The organism is Pseudomonas sp. AC532 (assembly GCF_979258965.1).
This window is the reverse complement of the sequence record NZ_OZ409888.1, coordinates 2,197,116-2,216,431: the sequence shown is the minus strand read 5'-3', so window position 1 is coordinate 2,216,431 and position 19,316 is coordinate 2,197,116. Positions and strand designations below refer to the sequence as shown.

Genomic DNA, 19,316 nt, shown 5'->3' with positions numbered 1-19,316 from the left:
AAATAAGCAGGTGACCAAGCTGGGGAACGCTGATGGCTTACTCATACACTGAGAAAAAACGTATCCGCAAGGACTTTAGCAAGTTGCCGGATGTCATGGATGTGCCTTACCTCCTGGCCATTCAGCTGGATTCGTACCGCGAATTCCTGCAGCAAGGCGCGAGCAAGGAACAGTTCCGCGACATCGGCCTGCATGCGGCCTTCAAATCTGTATTCCCGATCATCAGCTACTCCGGCAACGCTGCTCTGGAATATGTCGGCTATCGCCTGGGCGAGCCGGCGTTTGACGTCAAGGAGTGCGTGCTGCGTGGCGTGACCTTCGCCGTCCCGCTGCGCGTGAAAGTGCGCTTGATCATTTTCGACAAAGAATCGTCGAACAAAGCGATCAAGGACATCAAGGAGCAGGAAGTGTACATGGGCGAAATTCCGCTCATGACCGAGAACGGTACCTTCGTCATCAACGGTACCGAGCGCGTGATCGTTTCCCAGTTGCACCGCTCCCCGGGTGTGTTCTTCGACCACGACCGTGGCAAGACCCACAGCTCGGGCAAGCTGCTGTACTCCGCGCGTATCATTCCTTACCGCGGTTCGTGGTTGGACTTCGAGTTCGATCCGAAGGATGCGGTGTTCGTGCGTATCGACCGTCGCCGCAAGCTGCCCGCTTCGGTGCTGCTGCGCGCGCTGGGCTATAGCACTGAAGAAGTGCTGGACGCCTTCTATACCACCAACGTTTTCCACGTCAAAGGCGAAGGCCTGAGCCTGGAGCTCGTTCCGCAGCGCTTGCGCGGCGAGATCGCCAGCCAGGACATCCTGGACGGCAGCGGCAAGGTGATTGTCGAGCAGGGTCGTCGTATTACCGCTCGCCACATCAACCAGCTGGACAAGGCTGGCGTCAAGGAGCTGGACGTACCGTTCGACTACCTGATCGGTCGTACCACTGCCAAGGCGATCGTGCACCCGGCTACCGGCGAGATCCTCTGCGAGTGCAACACCGAGCTGTCGGTGGAGCTGCTGGCCAAGATCGCCAAGGCCCAGGTCGTTCGCATCGAAACCTTGTACACCAACGACATCGACTGTGGTCCGTTCATCAGCGACACGCTGAAGATCGATGGCACCACCAATCAGTTGGAAGCGCTGGTCGAGATCTACCGCATGATGCGTCCTGGCGAGCCACCTACCAAGGATGCCGCCGAGACCCTGTTCAACAACCTGTTCTTCAGCGCCGAGCGTTACGACCTGTCCGCCGTGGGCCGCATGAAGTTCAACCGTCGTATCGGTCGTACCGAGATCGAAGGTTCGGGCGTGTTGAGCCGTGAAGACATCGTCGAAGTCCTCAAGACCCTGGTCGACATCCGTAACGGCAAAGGCATCGTCGATGATATCGACCACCTGGGTAACCGCCGTGTACGTTGCGTCGGCGAAATGGCCGAGAACCAGTTCCGTGTTGGCCTGGTGCGCGTGGAGCGTGCGGTCAAGGAACGTCTGTCGATGGCCGAAAGCGAAGGCCTGATGCCGCAGGACCTGATCAACGCCAAGCCGGTTGCGGCGGCGGTGAAGGAGTTCTTCGGTTCCAGCCAGCTTTCCCAGTTCATGGACCAGAACAACCCGCTCTCCGAGATCACTCACAAGCGCCGTGTTTCCGCACTCGGCCCGGGCGGTTTGACCCGTGAGCGTGCAGGCTTCGAAGTTCGTGACGTACACCCGACCCACTACGGCCGTGTGTGCCCGATCGAAACGCCGGAAGGTCCGAACATCGGTCTGATCAACTCCCTGGCGGCCTATGCCCGCACCAACCAGTACGGCTTCCTGGAAAGCCCGTATCGCGTTGTGCAGGAAGGCAAGGTCACCGACGAGATCGTCTTCCTGTCCGCCATCGAAGAGGCCGATCACGTGATCGCTCAGGCTTCGGCCACGATGAACGACAAGAAGATGCTGATCGACGAGCTGGTGGCTGTGCGTCACCTCAACGAGTTCACCGTCAAGGCGCCGGAAGACGTCACCCTGATGGACGTATCGCCGAAGCAGGTCGTTTCCGTCGCTGCCTCGCTGATCCCGTTCCTCGAGCACGACGACGCCAACCGGGCACTCATGGGTTCGAACATGCAGCGTCAGGCTGTCCCGACCCTGCGTTCGGACAAGCCGCTGGTCGGTACCGGCATGGAGCGCAACGTCGCCCGTGACTCGGGCGTCTGCGTCGTGGCCCGCCGTGGTGGCGTGATCGATTCGGTCGACGCCAGCCGTATCGTGGTTCGCGTTGCCAACGATGAAGTCGAAACCGGTGAAGCCGGTGTGGACATCTACAACCTGACCAAATACACCCGCTCCAACCAGAACACCTGCATCAACCAGCGTCCGCTGGTGCAGAAAGGTGATGTGGTTGCGCGTGGCGACATCATGGCCGACGGCCCGTCCACCGACATGGGTGAACTGGCGCTGGGTCAGAACATGCGCGTCGCGTTCATGCCCTGGAACGGTTACAACTTCGAAGACTCCATCCTGCTCTCCGAGCGCGTGGTTCAGGAAGACCGCTTCACCACGATCCACATCCAGGAACTGACCTGTGTGGCGCGTGACACCAAGCTCGGCCCAGAGGAAATCTCTGCGGACATCCCGAACGTGGGTGAGGCTGCACTGAACAAGCTCGACGAAGCCGGTATCGTCTACGTCGGCGCCGAAGTCGGCCCTGGCGATATTCTGGTTGGTAAGGTCACCCCGAAAGGCGAGACCCAACTGACACCAGAAGAGAAGCTGCTGCGCGCCATCTTCGGTGAGAAGGCCAGCGACGTTAAAGACACCTCCCTGCGCGTGCCGACCGGCACCAAGGGTACTGTCATCGACGTACAGGTCTTCACCCGTGACGGCGTCGAGCGTGATGCCCGTGCGCTGTCGATCGAGAAGAGCCAGCTGGACGAGATCCGCAAGGACCTCAACGAAGAGTTCCGCATCGTTGAAGGTGCAACTTTCGAGCGTCTGCGTGCCGCGCTGGTTGGCAAGGTCGCCGAAGGCGGCGCTGGCCTGAAGAAAGGCGCCGCGGTCACTGACGAAGTGCTCGACGGTCTGGAGCGCGGCCAGTGGTTCAAGCTGCGTATGGCTGAAGATGCACTGAACGAGCAGTTGGAAAAGGCTCAGGCCTACATCTCCGACCGCCGTCAGCTGCTCGACGACAAGTTCGAAGACAAGAAGCGCAAACTGCAGCAGGGCGATGACCTGGCGCCGGGCGTGCTGAAGATCGTCAAGGTCTACCTGGCCATCCGCCGTCGCATCCAGCCGGGTGACAAGATGGCCGGTCGTCACGGTAACAAGGGTGTGGTCTCGGTGATCATGCCGGTCGAAGACATGCCGCACGACGTGCACGGCACGCCGGTCGACATCGTTCTCAACCCGCTGGGCGTACCGTCGCGTATGAACGTCGGTCAGATCCTCGAAACCCACCTGGGCCTTGCGGCCAAAGGCCTGGGCGAGAAGATCAACCTGATGCTCGAAGAGCAGCGCAAGGTCGCTGAGCTGCGCAAGTTCATGCAGCAGATCTACAACGAGATCGGTGGGCGTCAGGAAAACCTCGACGAGCTGAGCGACCAGGAAATCCTGGCCCTGGCCAACAACCTGCGCAAAGGCGTGCCGATGGCCACTCCGGTGTTCGACGGTGCCAAGGAAAGCGAAATCAAGGCCATGCTGAAGCTGGCTGATCTGCCGGAAAGCGGCCAGATGCGCCTGATCGATGGCCGTACCGGCAACCAGTTCGAGCGCCCGACCACGGTCGGTTACATGTACATGCTGAAACTGAACCACCTGGTGGACGACAAGATGCACGCTCGTTCTACCGGTTCCTACAGCCTGGTTACCCAGCAGCCGCTGGGTGGTAAGGCGCAGTTCGGTGGTCAGCGCTTCGGGGAGATGGAGGTCTGGGCTCTGGAAGCTTACGGCGCCGCCTACACCCTGCAGGAAATGTTGACCGTCAAGTCGGACGACGTGAACGGCCGTACCAAGATGTACAAGAACATCGTGGATGGCGATCACCGCATGGAGCCGGGCATGCCCGAGTCCTTCAACGTGTTGATCAAAGAGATCCGTTCGCTCGGTATCGATATCGATCTGGAAACCGAATAACACGACGTGAATCGGCAGCGGGGCAACATGCCCGCTGCCTGCTCCGCCAGGAGGAAAGGCCTTGAAAGACCTACTGAATTTGCTGAAAAACCAGGGTCAAGTCGAAGAGTTCGATGCCATTCGCATCGGCCTTGCTTCGCCTGAGATGATCCGTTCGTGGTCGTTCGGTGAAGTTAAAAAACCGGAAACCATCAACTACCGTACGTTCAAGCCTGAGCGTGACGGCCTGTTCTGCGCCAAGATCTTTGGCCCGGTAAAGGATTACGAGTGCCTGTGCGGTAAGTACAAGCGCCTAAAACACCGCGGTGTGATCTGCGAGAAGTGCGGCGTTGAAGTCGCCCTGGCCAAGGTTCGTCGTGAGCGCATGGCGCACATCGAGCTGGCTTCGCCGGTTGCCCACATCTGGTTCCTGAAGTCGCTGCCGAGCCGTATCGGCCTGCTGATGGACATGACCCTGCGTGATATCGAGCGCGTTCTCTACTTCGAGAGCTACGTCGTTATCGACCCGGGCATGACCACCCTCGAGAAGGGGCAACTGCTCAATGACGAGCAGTACTTCGAAGCGCTGGAAGAGTTCGGTGATGACTTCGACGCCCGCATGGGTGCCGAGGCCGTTCGCGAGCTGCTGCACGCTATCGACCTGGAGCACGAGATCGGTCGCCTGCGCGAAGAGATTCCGCAGACCAACTCGGAAACCAAGATCAAGAAGCTGTCCAAGCGTCTGAAGTTGATGGAAGCCTTCCAGGGTTCCGGCAACCTGCCAGAGTGGATGGTGCTGACCGTTCTGCCGGTTCTGCCGCCAGACCTGCGTCCGCTCGTTCCGCTGGACGGTGGCCGTTTCGCCACGTCCGACCTGAACGACCTGTATCGCCGCGTCATCAACCGTAACAACCGTTTGAAGCGCCTGCTCGATCTGTCGGCTCCCGACATCATCGTGCGCAACGAAAAGCGCATGCTGCAGGAAGCGGTTGACGCACTGCTCGACAACGGCCGTCGCGGTCGCGCCATCACCGGTTCGAACAAGCGTCCTCTGAAATCCCTGGCTGACATGATCAAGGGCAAGCAGGGTCGTTTCCGCCAGAACTTGCTCGGTAAGCGTGTTGACTACTCTGGCCGTTCGGTAATTACCGTAGGCCCGGCACTGCGTCTGCACCAGTGCGGTCTGCCGAAGAAGATGGCTCTCGAGCTGTTCAAGCCGTTCATTTTCGGCAAGCTGGAAATGCGTGGTCTGGCGACCACCATCAAGGCCGCCAAGAAAATGGTCGAGCGCGAGCTGCCGGAAGTGTGGGACGTTCTCGCCGAAGTGATTCGCGAACACCCCGTACTGCTCAACCGTGCGCCGACGCTTCACCGTCTGGGCATCCAGGCGTTCGAGCCGGTACTGATCGAAGGTAAAGCCATCCAGCTGCACCCGCTGGTCTGCGCCGCGTACAACGCCGACTTCGACGGTGACCAAATGGCCGTTCACGTGCCGCTGACGCTGGAAGCCCAGCTCGAAGCGCGCGCGCTGATGATGTCGACCAACAACATCCTGTCGCCTGCCAACGGTGAGCCAATCATCGTTCCGTCCCAGGACGTTGTATTGGGTCTGTACTACATGACCCGTGAAGCCATCAACGCCAAAGGCGAAGGTCGCGTATTCGCTGACCTGCAGGAAGTCGACCGCGTATTCCGCGCCGGCGAAGCGTCCCTGCACGCCCGTGTGAAAGTGCGTATCAACGAAGTCATCAAAGACCGCGATGGCACCATCACCAAGAACACCCGTATCGTCGACACCACTGTCGGCCGCGCGCTGCTGTTCCAGGTGGTTCCAGCTGGCCTGTCGTACGACGTGGTCAACCAGTCGATGAAGAAGAAGGCGATCTCCAAGCTGATCAACCAGTGCTACCGCACCGTTGGTCTGAAGGACACCGTGATCTTCGCTGACCAACTGATGTACACCGGTTTCGCCTACTCGACCATTTCTGGTGTGTCGATCGGCGTGAACGACTTCGTCATCCCGGATGAGAAGGCGCGCATCATCGACGCCGCCACCGAGGAAGTGAAGGAAATCGAATCGCAGTACGCCTCCGGCCTGGTCACCCAGGGCGAGAAGTACAACAAGGTGATCGACTTGTGGTCGAAGGCCAACGACGAAGTCTCCAAGGCGATGATGGCCAACCTCTCGAAAGAGAAGGTCATCGACCGCGATGGCAACGAAGTCGACCAAGAGTCCTTCAACTCCATGTACATGATGGCCGACTCCGGTGCGCGTGGTTCCGCTGCGCAGATCCGTCAGCTGGCTGGTATGCGTGGTCTGATGGCCAAGCCGGACGGCTCGATCATCGAGACGCCGATCACCGCGAACTTCCGTGAAGGTCTGTCGGTACTGCAGTACTTCATCTCGACTCACGGTGCGCGTAAAGGTCTGGCGGATACCGCACTGAAGACCGCGAACTCCGGTTACCTGACCCGTCGTCTGGTCGACGTGGCGCAGGATCTGGTGGTGACCGAGATCGATTGCGGCACCGAGCAGGGTTTGTACATGACTCCGCACATCGAAGGCGGCGACGTCGTCGAGCCGCTCGGCGAGCGCGTACTGGGCCGTGTCATCGCCCGTGACGTGTTCAAGCCGGGCACCGAGGAAGTCATCGTTCCAGCCGGCACCCTGGTAGACGAGCAGTGGGTCGAGTTCATCGAGCTGAACAGCATCGACGAAGTCGTCGTGCGTTCGCCGATCAGCTGTGAAACCCGCTACGGCATCTGCGCCAAGTGCTACGGTCGCGACCTGGCTCGCGGTCACCAGATCAACATCGGTGAGGCCGTTGGCGTTATCGCTGCCCAGTCGATCGGTGAGCCGGGTACCCAGCTGACCATGCGTACGTTCCACATCGGTGGTGCGGCAAGCCGGACCTCGGCTGCTGACAGCGTCCAGGTGAAGAACGGTGGCGCGGTTCGTCTGCACAACCTCAAGCACGTCGAGCGTCTGGACGGCAACCTGATCGCGGTATCGCGTTCCGGTGAGCTGGCCATCGCGGACGAGTTCGGCCGTGAGCGCGAGCGTTACAAGCTGCCGTACGGTGCGGTCATCACCGTGAAGGAAGGTGACAAGGTCGACGCCGGCGCCATCGTCGCCAAGTGGGACCCGCACACCCACCCGATCGTGACCGAAATGAAGGGTACCGTTACCTTCGTCGGCATGGAGGAGGGCATCACCATCAAACGTCAGACCGACGAACTGACCGGCCTGACCAACATCGAAGTGCTCGATGCCAAGGATCGTCCGGCTGCTGGCAAGGACATCCGTCCGGCCGTGAAGCTGGTCGATGCAAGCGGCAAGGATCTGATGCTGCCAGGTACTGACGTACCGGCGCAGTACTTCCTGCCTGCCAACGCCCTGGTCGGTGTTGCCGATGGTGCGCAGGTTGCGGTCGGTGACGTTATCGCCCGTATCCCGCAGGAAACCTCGAAGACCCGTGACATCACCGGTGGTCTGCCGCGCGTTGCCGACCTGTTCGAAGCGCGTCGTCCGAAAGAAGCCTCGATTCTGGCGGAAATCAGCGGCACCATCGCCTTTGGTAAAGAGACCAAGGGCAAGCGCCGTCTGGTCATCACACCGACCGATGGCAGTGATCCGTACGAAGAGCTGATCCCGAAATGGCGTCACCTGAACGTGTTCGAAGGTGAGCAGGTCAACAAGGGTGAAGTTATCTCCGACGGTCCTAGCGACCCGCACGACATCCTGCGTCTGCTGGGCGTCAGCGCATTGGCCAAGTACATCGTCAACGAGATCCAGGACGTTTACCGTCTGCAGGGCGTGAAGATCAACGACAAGCACATCGAGACCATCCTGCGTCAGATGCTGCGCAAGGTCGAGATTGCCGAGTCCGGGGATTCCACCTTCATCAAGGGCGACCAGATGGAGTTGACTCAGGTACTGGGCGAGAACGAGCGTCTGGCCGAACAGGACAAGTTCATCGCCAAGTACACTCGCGTGCTGCTGGGGATCACCAAGGCGTCGCTGTCCACCGAGTCGTTCATCTCGGCGGCATCCTTCCAGGAAACCACTCGCGTCCTCACCGAGGCGGCGGTTACCGGCAAGCGTGACTTCCTGCGTGGCCTGAAAGAGAACGTGGTCGTGGGTCGTCTGATCCCGGCAGGTACTGGTCTTGCTTACCACAGCGAGCGCAAACGTCGTCGCGAGGCTGACAAGCCTGTGCGTGTGAGCGCGAGCGAAGTGGAAGCGGCGCTGACCGAAGCGTTGAACTCCAGCGAAAATTGAGAACGTGCCCCGGCCGCCTGGCGGGCGGGGCCGTATCTTGACTAGGGGGCCGAGTCTCTTTAGACTCATGCACCCCTAAATATGGCAGGGCATAGGCCCTGCCATTTATTTATGGTGTAAATAAATAGCGTCGAAAGACGGACAGTGGAGCTAGTAGATGGCAACTATCAACCAGCTGGTGCGTCAGCCGCGCAAGCGTATCGTCGAGAAATCCGACGTGCCTGCGCTGCAGAACTGCCCCCAGCGTCGTGGCGTATGCACTCGCGTGTATACCACCACGCCGAAGAAACCTAACTCGGCACTGCGTAAAGTTTGCCGTGTGCGTCTGACCAACGGTTTCGAGGTTTCCTCGTACATCGGCGGTGAAGGCCACAACCTGCAAGAGCACAGCGTCGTGCTGATCCGTGGCGGTCGTGTAAAAGACTTGCCAGGTGTGCGTTATCACACCGTTCGCGGCTCGCTGGACACCTCCGGTGTCAAAGGCCGTAACCAGGGTCGTTCGAAGTACGGTACCAAGCGTCCGAAGTGATCGGCCGTCGGTACTGAATGCAGTTTCTAATTTTATTGAGTCGATAAGAGTAAGGTCGGGCGTAACCAGATGGTTACAGTTCCGGGCTAACCTGAAGACCGTTTGAGGGCTTATCAAATGCCAAGACGTCGTGTAGCAGCCAAGCGCGAAGTGCTTGACGATCCAAAATACGGAAGCCAAATCCTGGCCAAATTCATGAACCACGTGATGGAAAGCGGCAAGAAAGCCGTTGCCGAGCGTATCGTTTATGGCGCCCTGGAGAAGGTTAAAGAGCGTAAGAACAGCGATCCCCTGGAAATCTTCGAGAAAGCTCTCGACGCCATCGCTCCGCTGGTCGAAGTGAAGTCGCGCCGTGTAGGCGGTGCTACTTACCAGGTTCCGGTCGAAGTTCGTCCGTCCCGTCGTAATGCTCTGGCCATGCGCTGGCTGGTGGATTTCGCCCGCAAGCGTGGCGAGAAATCCATGGCCCTGCGTTTGGCAGGCGAGCTGTTGGATGCTGCAGAAGGCAAAGGTGCTGCAGTTAAGAAGCGTGAAGACGTGCACCGTATGGCTGAAGCCAACAAGGCTTTCTCGCACTACCGCTTCTAATTTTAGCGTCACTCAATTTGCGAGGGCTTTATGGCTCGTACTACACCGATTAATCGCTACCGTAACATCGGTATCGTGGCTCACGTGGATGCTGGTAAAACCACCACCACCGAGCGCGTCCTTTTTTACACCGGCAAAAGCCACAAGATGGGCGAGGTGCATGATGGCGCCGCGACCACAGACTGGATGGTGCAGGAGCAGGAGCGTGGTATTACCATCACGTCTGCTGCCATCACCGCCTTCTGGAAGGGTTCCGAGAAGCAGTACAAGGACGAGCACCGCTTCAACGTCATCGATACCCCCGGGCACGTTGACTTCACCATCGAAGTAGAGCGCTCGCTGCGCGTACTCGACGGCGCGGTCGTCGTGTTCTGCGGCACCTCCGGCGTTGAGCCGCAGTCGGAAACCGTATGGCGTCAGGCCAACAAGTACGGTGTTCCGCGTCTTGTTTACGTCAACAAGATGGACCGTGCCGGTGCCGACTTCCTGCGCGTGATCGGTCAGATCAAGCAGCGTCTGGGTCACACTCCGGTGCCAATCCAGCTGGCTATCGGCTCGGAAGACAACTTCCAGGGCCAGATCGACCTGATCAACATGCAGGCCGTTTACTGGAACGACTCCGACAAGGGTATGGTTCCCGTTCGCAAGGAAATCCCTGCCGAGTTGATGGCTGATGCCGAGAAGTGGCGCGGCAACATGGTCGAGGCTGCAGCCGAGGCCAACGAAGAGCTGATGAACAAGTACCTCGAAGGTGAAGAACTCACCAACGAGGAGATCAAGTTCGCTCTGCGTCAGCGCACCATTGCTGGCGAGATCGTTCTGGCTGTCTGCGGTTCGTCCTTCAAGAACAAGGGTGTTCCCCTGGTTCTCGACGCCGTTATCGACTTCCTGCCGGCTCCGACCGACATTCCTGCTATCAAGGGTTCCAACCCGGATAACGAGGAAGAAGAGATGGAGCGTCATGCGGACGACAGCGAGCCGTTCTCGGCTCTGGCGTTCAAGATCGCTACCGACCCATTCGTGGGCACCCTGACCTTCGTCCGCGTTTACTCGGGCGTGTTGGCCTCCGGCGACGGCGTGATCAACTCGGTCAAGGGCAAGAAAGAGCGTGTGGGTCGTATGGTGCAGATGCACGCCAACGCCCGCGAAGAGATCAAGGAAGTGCGCGCTGGTGACATCGCGGCCCTGATCGGCATGAAAGACGTGACCACGGGCGAAACCCTGTGCAACGCCGACAAGCCAATCATCCTGGTTCGTATGGACTTCCCGGAGCCGGTTATTTCGGTTGCCGTAGAGCCCAAGACCAAGGACGACCAGGAAAAAATGGGTATCGCTCTGGGCAAGCTTGCTCAGGAAGATCCGTCTTTCCGCGTCAAGACTGATGAAGAGACTGGTCAAACGATCATCTCTGGCATGGGCGAGCTGCACCTGGACATCCTGGTTGACCGGATGCGCCGTGAGTTCAACGTCGAAGCCAACATCGGTAAGCCTCAGGTTTCCTATCGTGAGCGCATCACGAAGAACTGCGAAATCGAAGGCAAGTTCGTTCGCCAGTCCGGCGGTCGTGGCCAGTTCGGCCATTGCTGGATCCGTTTTGCTCCTGCTGACGAAGGTCAGGAAGGTCTGCAATTCGTGAACGAAGTTGTGGGTGGTGTGGTTCCGAAGGAATACATCCCGGCAATCCAGAAGGGTATCGAAGAGCAGATGAAGAACGGCGTCGTAGCCGGCTATCCGCTGATCGGCCTGAAGGCTACCGTGTTCGATGGTTCCTACCACGACGTCGACTCCAACGAAATGGCGTTCAAGGTGGCTGCTTCCATGGCGACCAAGCAACTGGCCCAGAAGGGCGGTGGTGAGTTGCTCGAGCCGATCATGGCGGTAGAGGTTGTTACCCCTGAAGACTATATGGGTGACGTGATGGGCGACCTTAACCGCCGTCGCGGCATGATCTTGGGTATGGAAGACACGATCTCCGGCAAAGTAATCCGTGCCGAAGTTCCGCTGGGTGAGATGTTCGGTTACGCAACCGACGTCCGTTCCATGTCTCAGGGTCGCGCAAGCTACTCTATGGAATTCAAAAAATACAATACAGCTCCGTCGCACATCGTCGAGTCTGTAACCAAAAAACAAGGCTGATTCAGCCCTTTAGGCAAGGAGTTAATTGTCGTGGCTAAAGAAAAATTCGAACGTAACAAACCGCACGTCAACGTTGGCACCATCGGTCACGTTGACCACGGTAAAACCACTCTGACCGCTGCTCTGACCCGCGTCTGCTCCGAAGTATTCGGTTCGGCCAAGGTCGACTTCGACAAGATCGACAGCGCGCCGGAAGAGAAGGCTCGTGGTATCACCATCAACACTGCGCACGTTGAGTACGACTCTGCCGTACGTCACTACGCGCACGTTGACTGCCCGGGTCACGCTGACTACGTCAAGAACATGATCACCGGTGCTGCCCAGATGGACGGCGCTATCCTGGTTTGTTCGGCTGCCGATGGTCCGATGCCTCAGACTCGCGAGCACATCCTGCTGTCGCGTCAGGTAGGCGTACCGTACATCGTCGTGTTCCTGAACAAGGCTGACATGGTTGATGACGCCGAGCTGCTGGAGCTGGTGGAAATGGAAGTGCGCGATCTGCTGAGCACTTACGACTTCCCGGGCGACGACACGCCGATCATCATCGGTTCCGCACTGATGGCTCTGAACGGCCAGGACGACAACGAGATGGGCACCACTGCCGTCAAGAAGCTCGTCGAAACGCTGGACAGCTACATCCCGGAGCCGGTTCGTGCAATCGACCGTCCGTTCCTGATGCCGATCGAAGACGTATTCTCGATCTCGGGCCGCGGCACTGTAGTGACCGGTCGTGTAGAGCGCGGTATCGTCAAGATCCAGGAAGAAATCGAGATCGTTGGTCTGCGTGACACCACCAAGACCACCTGTACCGGTGTTGAGATGTTCCGCAAGCTGCTCGACGAAGGTCGTGCTGGCGAGAACTGCGGTGTACTGCTGCGCGGCACCAAGCGTGACGACGTGGAGCGTGGTCAGGTTCTGGCCAAGCCAGGCACCATCAAGCCGCACACCAAGTTCGAAGCTGAAGTGTACGTTCTGTCCAAAGAAGAAGGTGGTCGTCACACCCCGTTCTTCAAGGGCTACCGTCCACAGTTCTACTTCCGTACCACTGACGTGACCGGTTCGTGCGAACTGCCGGAAGGCGTTGAAATGGTAATGCCGGGCGACAACATCAAAATGGTTGTCACCCTGATCAAGCCGATCGCCATGGAAGATGGTCTGCGTTTCGCGATTCGCGAAGGCGGCCGTACCGTTGGTGCTGGCGTGGTTGCCAAGATCGTCGAGTAATCGGTTGATCTGATCCTGGAAAAGCCCCCGCGAAAGCGGGGGCTTTTTTATGGGCGCTATCTTCGTTGGTTATTTTCTGATCGGGTTGACACTGTCTGGGGGCGTCTATAGAATCACGCCTCCTTTTAACGGGCGTAATGCGCTCGTTAACTGGGACTCGCAGCTTGGAATCTGAGGTCAAAATGCAAAACCAACAAATCCGTATACGGTTGAAGGCTTTTGACCATCGCCTGATCGATCAATCAACCCAGGAAATCGTGGAAACCGCGAAACGTACTGGTGCTCAGGTGCGTGGTCCGATTCCTCTGCCAACTCGCAAAGAGCGGTTCACCGTTCTGACTTCGCCACACGTCAACAAAGACGCGCGCGATCAGTTCGAAATCCGTACTCATAAGCGCGTACTGGACATCGTCCAGCCAACGGATAAAACCGTTGATGCTCTTATGAAGCTCGATCTTGCGGCTGGCGTGGAAGTGCAGATCAGCCTCGGCTAAAACCGGTTGGTTTTAGTCGTGTAACGCTCTGAAATGGGCGGCCATAGCGGGTGAAAGCCCCGTACACTCATGAGGTTACAACATGACTATTGGTGTAGTCGGTCGAAAGGCGGGTATGACCCGTATTTTCACCGAAGAAGGTGTCTCCATTCCGGTTACGGTCATTGAGATCGAGCCGAATCGCGTCACCCAGTTCAAAACTGAAGAGTCCGATGGCTATCGCGCAGTGCAAGTCACTGTCGGCGAGCGCCGCGTTTCTCGTGTCAGCAAGGCTCAGGCCGGTCACTTCGCCAAGGCGAACGTCGCGGCAGGTCGTACTGTTCTGGAATTCCGTCTTGAAGAAGGCGACTACCAGGCTGGCGATCTGATCAACGCTGAAATCTTCCAAGCTGGTCAACTGGTCGACGTGACCGGTCAGTCCAAGGGTAAAGGCTTTGCCGGTACCATCAAGCGTTGGAACTTCCGCGGCCAAGACAATACGCACGGTAACTCCGTGTCCCACCGCGTTCCGGGTTCGATTGGCCAGTGCCAGACGCCGGGTCGTGTCTTCAAGGGCAAGAAAATGTCCGGTCACATGGGTGCTGAGCGCGTGACTGTGCAGTCCCTGGAAGTAGTGCGCGTGGACGCTGAACGCAACCTGCTGCTGGTCAAGGGTGCCGTTCCTGGCGCTACTGGCGGCAACCTGGTTGTACGTCCGGCTGCCAAGGCTCGCGGTTAAGGGGAAGCTGACATGCAATTAAATGTAAATGGCGCTCAAGCGATCGAAGTGTCCGATGCGACTTTCGGTGGCGACTACAACGAGACCCTGGTTCACCAAGCAGTTGTGGCCTATATGGCTGGCGGCCGTCAGGGCAGCAAGCAGCAGAAGACTCGTTCCGACGTTTCCGGTGGCGGTAAGCGCCCATGGCGTCAGAAGGGTACTGGCCGTGCACGTGCTGGTACCACTCGTGGTCCGATCTGGCGTGGCGGTGGTGTGACCTTCGCAGCTCGTCCGCAGAATCATGATCAGAAGCTGAACAAGAAGATGTATCGCGCTGCGATCCGTTCGATTCTTGCTGAGTTGGTCCGTAGCGACCGTCTGGTAGTGGTTGAAGACTTCGCTGTCGAAGCTCCGAAAACCAAAGAACTGCTGGGCAAGCTGACCGACATGGGTCTGACTGACGTTCTGATCGTGTCCGACGCTGTCGATCAAAATCTGTACCTGGCTGCTCGCAACCTGCCGCATGTCGATGTTCGTGACGTGCAGGGTTCCGATCCGGTCAGTCTGATCGCGTATGAAAAGGTGCTGATCACCGTTTCTGCCGTGAAGAAATTCGAGGAGCTGCTGGGATGAACCAGGAACGCGTATTCAAAGTGCTGCTTGGCCCGCACATCTCCGAGAAGGCCACGACTCTGGCAGACAAGAAAAGCCAGTTCGTTTTCAAGGTTGCAACTGACGCAACCAAGCTGGAAATCAAGAAGGCCGTCGAAAGCCTGTTCAGCGTGAAGGTTCAGCATGTGACGACTCAGAACGTTCTGGGTAAGAGCAAGCGTACCGCTCGCGGTCTGGGCAAGCGTAACGACTGGAAGAAGGCGATCATCTCCCTTCAGCCTGGCCAAGATCTCGATTTCGCAACCAGCAGTGCTGAGTAAGGAAGGGGTGCATCATGGCAATCGTTAAATGCAAACCGACTTCCGCGGGCCGCCGTTTTGTGGTCAAGGTGGTCAATAAGGAGCTGCACAAAGGCGCTCCTCATGCTCCACTGCTCGAGAAGAAGTCGAAGACTGGCGGTCGTAACAACAACGGCCGTATCACCACCCGTCATATCGGTGGTGGTCACAAGCAGCATTACCGTCTGGTTGATTTCCGTCGCAACGACAAAGATGGCATTCCTGCCACTGTCGAGCGCGTGGAATATGACCCGAACCGTACTGCGCACATCGCTCTGCTTATGTATGCAGATGGTGAGCGTCGTTACATCATCGCACCTAAGGGTGTGAGCGCCGGCGATCAGCTGGTTGCAGGTTCGATGGCGCCGATCAAGGCCGGCAACAGCCTGCCGCTGCGTAACATTCCGGTAGGTTCGACCGTTCACGGTATCGAGCTGAAGCCGGGCAAAGGTGCTCAAATCGCTCGTTCCGCTGGTGCTTCGGCTCAGCTGATCGCTCGTGAAGGCGTCTACGTCACCCTGCGTCTGCGCAGCGGTGAAATGCGTAAAGTGCTGGCCGAATGCCGCGCGACCCTGGGCGAAGTCTCGAACTCCGAGCACAGCCTGCGTTCGCTGGGTAAAGCTGGTGCCAAACGCTGGCGTGGCGTTCGCCCGACCGTTCGTGGTGTTGCCATGAACCCGGTCGACCACCCACACGGTGGTGGTGAAGGTCGTACCTCTGGTGGTCGTCATCCGGTGTCTCCATGGGGCTTCCCGACTAAGGGCGCGAAGACTCGTGGTAACAAACGCACCGACAACATGATCGTCCGTCGTCGCAAGTAACTAGAGGGATACGACAGTGCCACGTTCTCTGAAAAAAGGTCCTTTTATCGATCTTCACCTACTGAAGAAGGTCGAAGTGGCAGCAGAAAAGAATGATCGCAAGCCGGTGAAAACCTGGTCGCGCCGTTCGATGATTCTGCCGCAGATGGTCGGTCTGACCATCGCTGTGCATAACGGTCGCCAACATGTCCCTGTTCTCGTGAACGAAGACATGGTCGGCCACAAACTGGGCGAATTTGCCGGCACCCGTACCTATCGTGGTCACGTGGCTGACAAGAAAGCCAAGCGTTAAGGGGTAAGGAAATGGAAGTAGCCGCTAAGTTGTCGGGCGCTCGCATCTCCGCCCAGAAAGCCCGCTTGGTCGCCGACCAGATCCGCGGGAAGAAGGTGGGCGAAGCGCTCAACCTGCTGGCTTTTAGCAGTAAGAAAGCCGCGGAAATCATGAAGAAAGTGCTGGAGTCGGCCGTAGCCAACGCCGAGCACAACGAAGGCGCAGACGTTGATGACCTGAAAGTCAGCACCGTTTTCGTCAACGAGGGGCGTTCGCTTAAGCGCATCATGCCGCGTGCCAAAGGCCGCGCTGATCGCATCGTCAAGCGGTCTTGCCATATCACTGTCAAGGTTGCGGACAAGTAACGGAGTCGATCAGATGGGTCAGAAAGTACATCCCACTGGCATTCGCCTGGGAATCGTCAAGGAACACACCTCCGTCTGGTACGCAGACGGCCGGACTTATGCGGACTATCTGTTCGCTGATCTGAAGGTGCGTGAGTATCTCCTCGACAAATTAAAAAGCGCGTCCGTAAGCCGTGTCGACATTGCTCGCCCGGCCCAAACCGCACGCATCACCATCCACACCGCTCGTCCAGGTATCGTTATCGGGAAGAAAGGTGAAGATGTTGAGAAGCTGCGTCAGGACCTGACCAAGCAAATGGGTGTGCCTGTGCACATCAATATCGAAGAGATCCGCAAGCCGGAGCTCGACGGTATGCTGGTTGCGCAGAGCGTAGCTCAGCAGTTGGAGCGTCGTGTGATGTTCCGTCGCGCCATGAAGCGCGCTGTACAGAACGCCATGCGCATTGGTGCCAAGGGCATCAAAATCCAGGTGAGCGGTCGTCTCGGCGGTGCGGAAATCGCACGTACCGAATGGTATCGCGAAGGTCGTGTGCCGTTGCACACCCTGCGTGCCGATATCGACTATGCCACGTACGAAGCGCACACCACCTACGGTGTGATCGGTGTCAAGGTTTGGATCTTCAAAGGCGAGGTCATCGGTGGCCTCAAAGAAGAGCTGAAACCGCAAGCACCTGCGCCTCGTAAAAAAGCTGCTAAGTAAGGGGTACGCCACATGTTGCAACCAAAGCGTACGAAGTTCCGCAAGCAGATGACCGGCCACAACCGTGGTCTGGCTCAGCGCGGTAGCAAAGTCAGCTTCGGCGAGTTCGCGCTGAAGTCTGTTGCCCGCGGTCGTCTCACCGCCCGTCAGATCGAGTCCGCTCGTCGTGCTCTGACTCGTCACGTTAAGCGTGGCGGGAAGATCTGGATTCGCGTGTTCCCTGACAAGCCTGTTACCAAGAAGCCTCTCGAAGTGCGGATGGGTAAAGGGAAGGGTAGCGTTGAATATTGGGTAGCCCAGATCCAGCCAGGCAAAGTCCTGTACGAGATCGAAGGCGTTTCCGAAGAGTTGGCGCGTGAGGCTTTCGCCCTGGCTGCTGCAAAGCTGCCGCTCGCCACCACTTTTGTTAAGCGGACGGTGATGTGATGAAAGCGAATGAACTTCGTGAAAAATCAGCACAGCAGCTGAACGAGCAACTGCTCGGCCTGCTGCGCGACCAGTTCAATCTGCGTATGCAGAAAGCAACTGGCCAGTTGGGGCAGTCTCACCTGCTCTCGCAAGTTAAGCGCGACATCGCTCGTGTGAAAACTGTGCTCAACCAGCAGGCAGGTAAGTGATCATGGCTGAAGCCGAAAAAACAGTCCGTACGCTGACCGGCCGTGTTGTCAGCGACAAGATGGACAAGACCATCACCGTACTCATCGAGCGTCGCGTTAAGCACCCGATCTACGGTAAATATGTCAAGCGTTCGACCAAGCTGCACGCTCACGACGAAACCAATCAGTGCAAGATCGGCGACAAAGTTTCGATTACCGAAACGCGTCCCCTGGCCAAGACCAAGTCTTGGGCACTGGTTGAAGTTCTCGAACGCGCAGTGGAAGTCTAAGGGCTAAGGGTCGGAGAAATTATATGATTCAGACTCAATCCATGCTCGATGTGGCCGACAACAGTGGTGCACGCCGCGTCATGTGCATCAAGGTGCTGGGTGGCTCGCATCGCCGCTACGCTGGCATCGGCGACATCATCAAGGTCACCGTCAAGGAAGCAATTCCGCGCGGCAAAGTGAAGAAAGGTCAGGTCATGACCGCAGTGGTCGTTCGTACCCGTCACGGCGTTCGCCGTGCCGACGGTTCGATCATCCGCTTCGACGGCAACGCTGCTGTTCTGCTGAACAACAAGCAAGAGCCGATCGGTACCCGTATCTTCGGGCCAGTGACCCGTGAACTTCGTACCGAGAAGTTCATGAAGATCGTCTCGCTCGCCCCTGAAGTGCTTTAAGGAGATCCGACATGCAAAAGATTCGTCGTGACGACGAGATCATCGTGATCGCCGGCAAAGACAAAGGTAAGCGCGGTAAGGTGCTCAAGGTTCTCGCTGACGACCGTCTGGTCGTCGGTGGCATCAACCTGGTGAAGCGTCATACCAAGCCGAACCCGATGTCGGGCGTTCAAGGCGGTATCGTCGAGAAAGAAGCGCCTCTGCACGCTTCCAACGTTGCCATTTTCAATGGCGAAACCAACAAGGCTGACCGCGTTGGTTTCAAGGTTGAAGACGGCAAGAAAATTCGTGTCTTCAAGTCCACCCAGAAGCCGGTTGGCGCTTGAGAATCATAGGTAAAACACCATGGCACGACTAAAAGAGATTTACCGGAAGGAAATCGCCCCCAAGCTGAAGGAAGAGCTGAAGCTGGGTAACGTGATGGAAGTTCCGCGCATCACCAAGATCACCCTGAACATGGGCCTGGGCGAAGCAATCGGTGACAAGAAAATCATCGAAAACGCAGTTGCCGACCTCGAGAAGATTACCGGTCAGAAAGTCGTCGTGACTCATGCCCGCAAGTCGATCGCTGGTTTCAAGGTTCGTGAAGGTTGGCCGATCGGCGTCAAGGTCACTCTGCGTCGCGAGCGTATGTACGAGTTCCTGGATCGTCTGCTGTCCATCTCCCTGCCGCGCGTGCGTGACTTCCGCGGCCTGAATGCCAAGTCCTTCGATGGCCGCGGCAACTACAGCATGGGCGTGAAAGAGCAGATCATCTTCCCGGAAATCGATTACGACAAGATCGATGCGCTGCGTGGTCTGGACATCACTCTGACCACTACTGCCCGTACGGATGACGAAGGCCGCGCTCTGCTGCGTGCTTTCAAATTCCCGTTCCGCAACTGATTGGAGTA

General features: G+C 57.9%; 20 protein-coding genes. All 20 read left to right on the top strand.

Annotated elements, in window-relative coordinates; all coding sequences use genetic code 11:
• The first annotated feature begins 32 nt into the window (after window positions 1-32).
• Window positions 33-4,106: a DNA-directed RNA polymerase subunit beta gene (rpoB, locus tag ACZ0AV_RS10620; protein ID WP_499150988.1), complete on the top strand. Its 4,074-nt coding sequence runs from the start codon at window positions 33-35 to the stop codon at window positions 4,104-4,106.
• A 61-nt stretch (window positions 4,107-4,167) separates the two neighbouring features.
• On the top strand, window positions 4,168-8,367 hold the full coding sequence (gene rpoC / locus ACZ0AV_RS10615) for a DNA-directed RNA polymerase subunit beta' (protein WP_499150987.1): 4,200 nt from the start codon (window positions 4,168-4,170) through the stop codon (window positions 8,365-8,367).
• A 157-nt stretch (window positions 8,368-8,524) separates the two neighbouring features.
• Window positions 8,525-8,896 carry a 30S ribosomal protein S12 gene (gene rpsL / locus ACZ0AV_RS10610; RefSeq protein ID WP_003186084.1) on the top strand — a complete coding sequence of 124 codons (372 nt, stop codon included), beginning with the start codon at window positions 8,525-8,527 and terminating at the stop codon, window positions 8,894-8,896.
• A gap of 117 nt (window positions 8,897-9,013) precedes the next feature.
• Window positions 9,014-9,484: a 30S ribosomal protein S7 gene (gene rpsG, locus ACZ0AV_RS10605; RefSeq protein ID WP_002555493.1), complete on the top strand. Its 471-nt coding sequence runs from the start codon at window positions 9,014-9,016 to the stop codon at window positions 9,482-9,484.
• Window positions 9,485-9,514: 30 nt separating this feature from the next.
• Complete coding sequence (gene fusA / locus ACZ0AV_RS10600; protein ID WP_499150986.1) at window positions 9,515-11,620, top strand: elongation factor G; 2,106 nt, start codon at window positions 9,515-9,517, stop codon at window positions 11,618-11,620.
• A gap of 30 nt (window positions 11,621-11,650) precedes the next feature.
• On the top strand, window positions 11,651-12,844 hold the full coding sequence (tuf, locus tag ACZ0AV_RS10595) for an elongation factor Tu (protein ID WP_499150985.1): 1,194 nt from the start codon (window positions 11,651-11,653) through the stop codon (window positions 12,842-12,844).
• Between the two features lie 182 nt (window positions 12,845-13,026).
• Window positions 13,027-13,338: a 30S ribosomal protein S10 gene (rpsJ, locus tag ACZ0AV_RS10590; protein WP_010486970.1), complete on the top strand. Its 312-nt coding sequence runs from the start codon at window positions 13,027-13,029 to the stop codon at window positions 13,336-13,338.
• Between the two features lie 82 nt (window positions 13,339-13,420).
• Window positions 13,421-14,056 (top strand): 50S ribosomal protein L3, encoded by a 636-nt coding sequence (rplC, locus tag ACZ0AV_RS10585; RefSeq protein ID WP_070882609.1) that lies wholly within the window; start codon window positions 13,421-13,423, stop codon window positions 14,054-14,056.
• A gap of 12 nt (window positions 14,057-14,068) precedes the next feature.
• Entirely contained in the window at window positions 14,069-14,671 is a 603-nt protein-coding gene (gene rplD, locus ACZ0AV_RS10580; RefSeq protein ID WP_499150984.1) for a 50S ribosomal protein L4, read from the top strand.
• Window positions 14,668-14,970 carry a 50S ribosomal protein L23 gene (gene rplW / locus ACZ0AV_RS10575; protein WP_013789759.1) on the top strand — a complete coding sequence of 101 codons (303 nt, stop codon included), beginning with the start codon at window positions 14,668-14,670 and terminating at the stop codon, window positions 14,968-14,970. The genes rplD and rplW overlap by 4 nt, the downstream gene beginning before the upstream one ends.
• 14 nt (window positions 14,971-14,984) lie before the next feature.
• Window positions 14,985-15,809, top strand: coding sequence for a 50S ribosomal protein L2 (rplB, locus tag ACZ0AV_RS10570; protein WP_070882612.1), 825 nt, complete (start codon window positions 14,985-14,987; stop codon window positions 15,807-15,809).
• A 16-nt stretch (window positions 15,810-15,825) separates the two neighbouring features.
• Complete coding sequence (rpsS, locus tag ACZ0AV_RS10565; protein ID WP_013789761.1) at window positions 15,826-16,101, top strand: 30S ribosomal protein S19; 276 nt, start codon at window positions 15,826-15,828, stop codon at window positions 16,099-16,101.
• An 11-nt stretch (window positions 16,102-16,112) separates the two neighbouring features.
• The gene (gene rplV / locus ACZ0AV_RS10560) at window positions 16,113-16,445 is read left to right on the top strand and encodes a 50S ribosomal protein L22 (RefSeq protein WP_003103908.1); all 333 of its coding nucleotides are present in this window, start codon (window positions 16,113-16,115) and stop codon (window positions 16,443-16,445) included.
• A gap of 13 nt (window positions 16,446-16,458) precedes the next feature.
• Window positions 16,459-17,145 (top strand): 30S ribosomal protein S3, encoded by a 687-nt coding sequence (gene rpsC / locus ACZ0AV_RS10555; protein WP_070882613.1) that lies wholly within the window; start codon window positions 16,459-16,461, stop codon window positions 17,143-17,145.
• 12 nt (window positions 17,146-17,157) lie between these two features.
• Entirely contained in the window at window positions 17,158-17,571 is a 414-nt protein-coding gene (rplP, locus tag ACZ0AV_RS10550; protein ID WP_042552939.1) for a 50S ribosomal protein L16, read from the top strand.
• Window positions 17,571-17,762, top strand: coding sequence for a 50S ribosomal protein L29 (gene rpmC, locus ACZ0AV_RS10545; protein WP_002555481.1), 192 nt, complete (start codon window positions 17,571-17,573; stop codon window positions 17,760-17,762). Before rplP ends, rpmC begins: the two co-directional genes overlap by 1 nt.
• A 2-nt stretch (window positions 17,763-17,764) precedes the next feature.
• Window positions 17,765-18,031 carry a 30S ribosomal protein S17 gene (gene rpsQ, locus ACZ0AV_RS10540; RefSeq protein ID WP_023534981.1) on the top strand — a complete coding sequence of 89 codons (267 nt, stop codon included), beginning with the start codon at window positions 17,765-17,767 and terminating at the stop codon, window positions 18,029-18,031.
• A gap of 23 nt (window positions 18,032-18,054) precedes the next feature.
• Window positions 18,055-18,423: a 50S ribosomal protein L14 gene (rplN, locus tag ACZ0AV_RS10535; protein ID WP_002555479.1), complete on the top strand. Its 369-nt coding sequence runs from the start codon at window positions 18,055-18,057 to the stop codon at window positions 18,421-18,423.
• Between the two features lie 11 nt (window positions 18,424-18,434).
• Window positions 18,435-18,749: a 50S ribosomal protein L24 gene (rplX, locus tag ACZ0AV_RS10530; RefSeq protein ID WP_042552938.1), complete on the top strand. Its 315-nt coding sequence runs from the start codon at window positions 18,435-18,437 to the stop codon at window positions 18,747-18,749.
• 19 nt (window positions 18,750-18,768) lie between these two features.
• Window positions 18,769-19,308: a 50S ribosomal protein L5 gene (gene rplE / locus ACZ0AV_RS10525; RefSeq protein WP_499150983.1), complete on the top strand. Its 540-nt coding sequence runs from the start codon at window positions 18,769-18,771 to the stop codon at window positions 19,306-19,308.
• Window positions 19,309-19,316: the final 8 nt, after the last annotated feature.

Bases quoted from the DNA above. Each gene is read 5' to 3' on its own strand.
- rpoB (WP_499150988.1), top strand. From the start codon at position 33: ATGGCTTACTCATACACTGAGAAAAAACGTATCCGCAAGGACTTTAGC.
- rpsL (WP_003186084.1), top strand. From the start codon at position 8,525: ATGGCAACTATCAACCAGCTGGTGCGTCAGCCGCGCAAGCGTATCGTC.
- rpsG (WP_002555493.1), top strand. From the start codon at position 9,014: ATGCCAAGACGTCGTGTAGCAGCCAAGCGCGAAGTGCTTGACGATCCA.
- fusA (WP_499150986.1), top strand. From the start codon at position 9,515: ATGGCTCGTACTACACCGATTAATCGCTACCGTAACATCGGTATCGTG.
- rpsJ (WP_010486970.1), top strand. From the start codon at position 13,027: ATGCAAAACCAACAAATCCGTATACGGTTGAAGGCTTTTGACCATCGC.
- rplC (WP_070882609.1), top strand. From the start codon at position 13,421: ATGACTATTGGTGTAGTCGGTCGAAAGGCGGGTATGACCCGTATTTTC.
- rplD (WP_499150984.1), top strand. From the start codon at position 14,069: ATGCAATTAAATGTAAATGGCGCTCAAGCGATCGAAGTGTCCGATGCG.
- rplW (WP_013789759.1), top strand. From the start codon at position 14,668: ATGAACCAGGAACGCGTATTCAAAGTGCTGCTTGGCCCGCACATCTCC.
- rplB (WP_070882612.1), top strand. From the start codon at position 14,985: ATGGCAATCGTTAAATGCAAACCGACTTCCGCGGGCCGCCGTTTTGTG.
- rplV (WP_003103908.1), top strand. From the start codon at position 16,113: ATGGAAGTAGCCGCTAAGTTGTCGGGCGCTCGCATCTCCGCCCAGAAA.
- rpsC (WP_070882613.1), top strand. From the start codon at position 16,459: ATGGGTCAGAAAGTACATCCCACTGGCATTCGCCTGGGAATCGTCAAG.
- rplP (WP_042552939.1), top strand. From the start codon at position 17,158: ATGTTGCAACCAAAGCGTACGAAGTTCCGCAAGCAGATGACCGGCCAC.
- rpmC (WP_002555481.1), top strand. From the start codon at position 17,571: ATGAAAGCGAATGAACTTCGTGAAAAATCAGCACAGCAGCTGAACGAG.
- rpsQ (WP_023534981.1), top strand. From the start codon at position 17,765: ATGGCTGAAGCCGAAAAAACAGTCCGTACGCTGACCGGCCGTGTTGTC.
- rplN (WP_002555479.1), top strand. From the start codon at position 18,055: ATGATTCAGACTCAATCCATGCTCGATGTGGCCGACAACAGTGGTGCA.
- rplX (WP_042552938.1), top strand. From the start codon at position 18,435: ATGCAAAAGATTCGTCGTGACGACGAGATCATCGTGATCGCCGGCAAA.
- rplE (WP_499150983.1), top strand. From the start codon at position 18,769: ATGGCACGACTAAAAGAGATTTACCGGAAGGAAATCGCCCCCAAGCTG.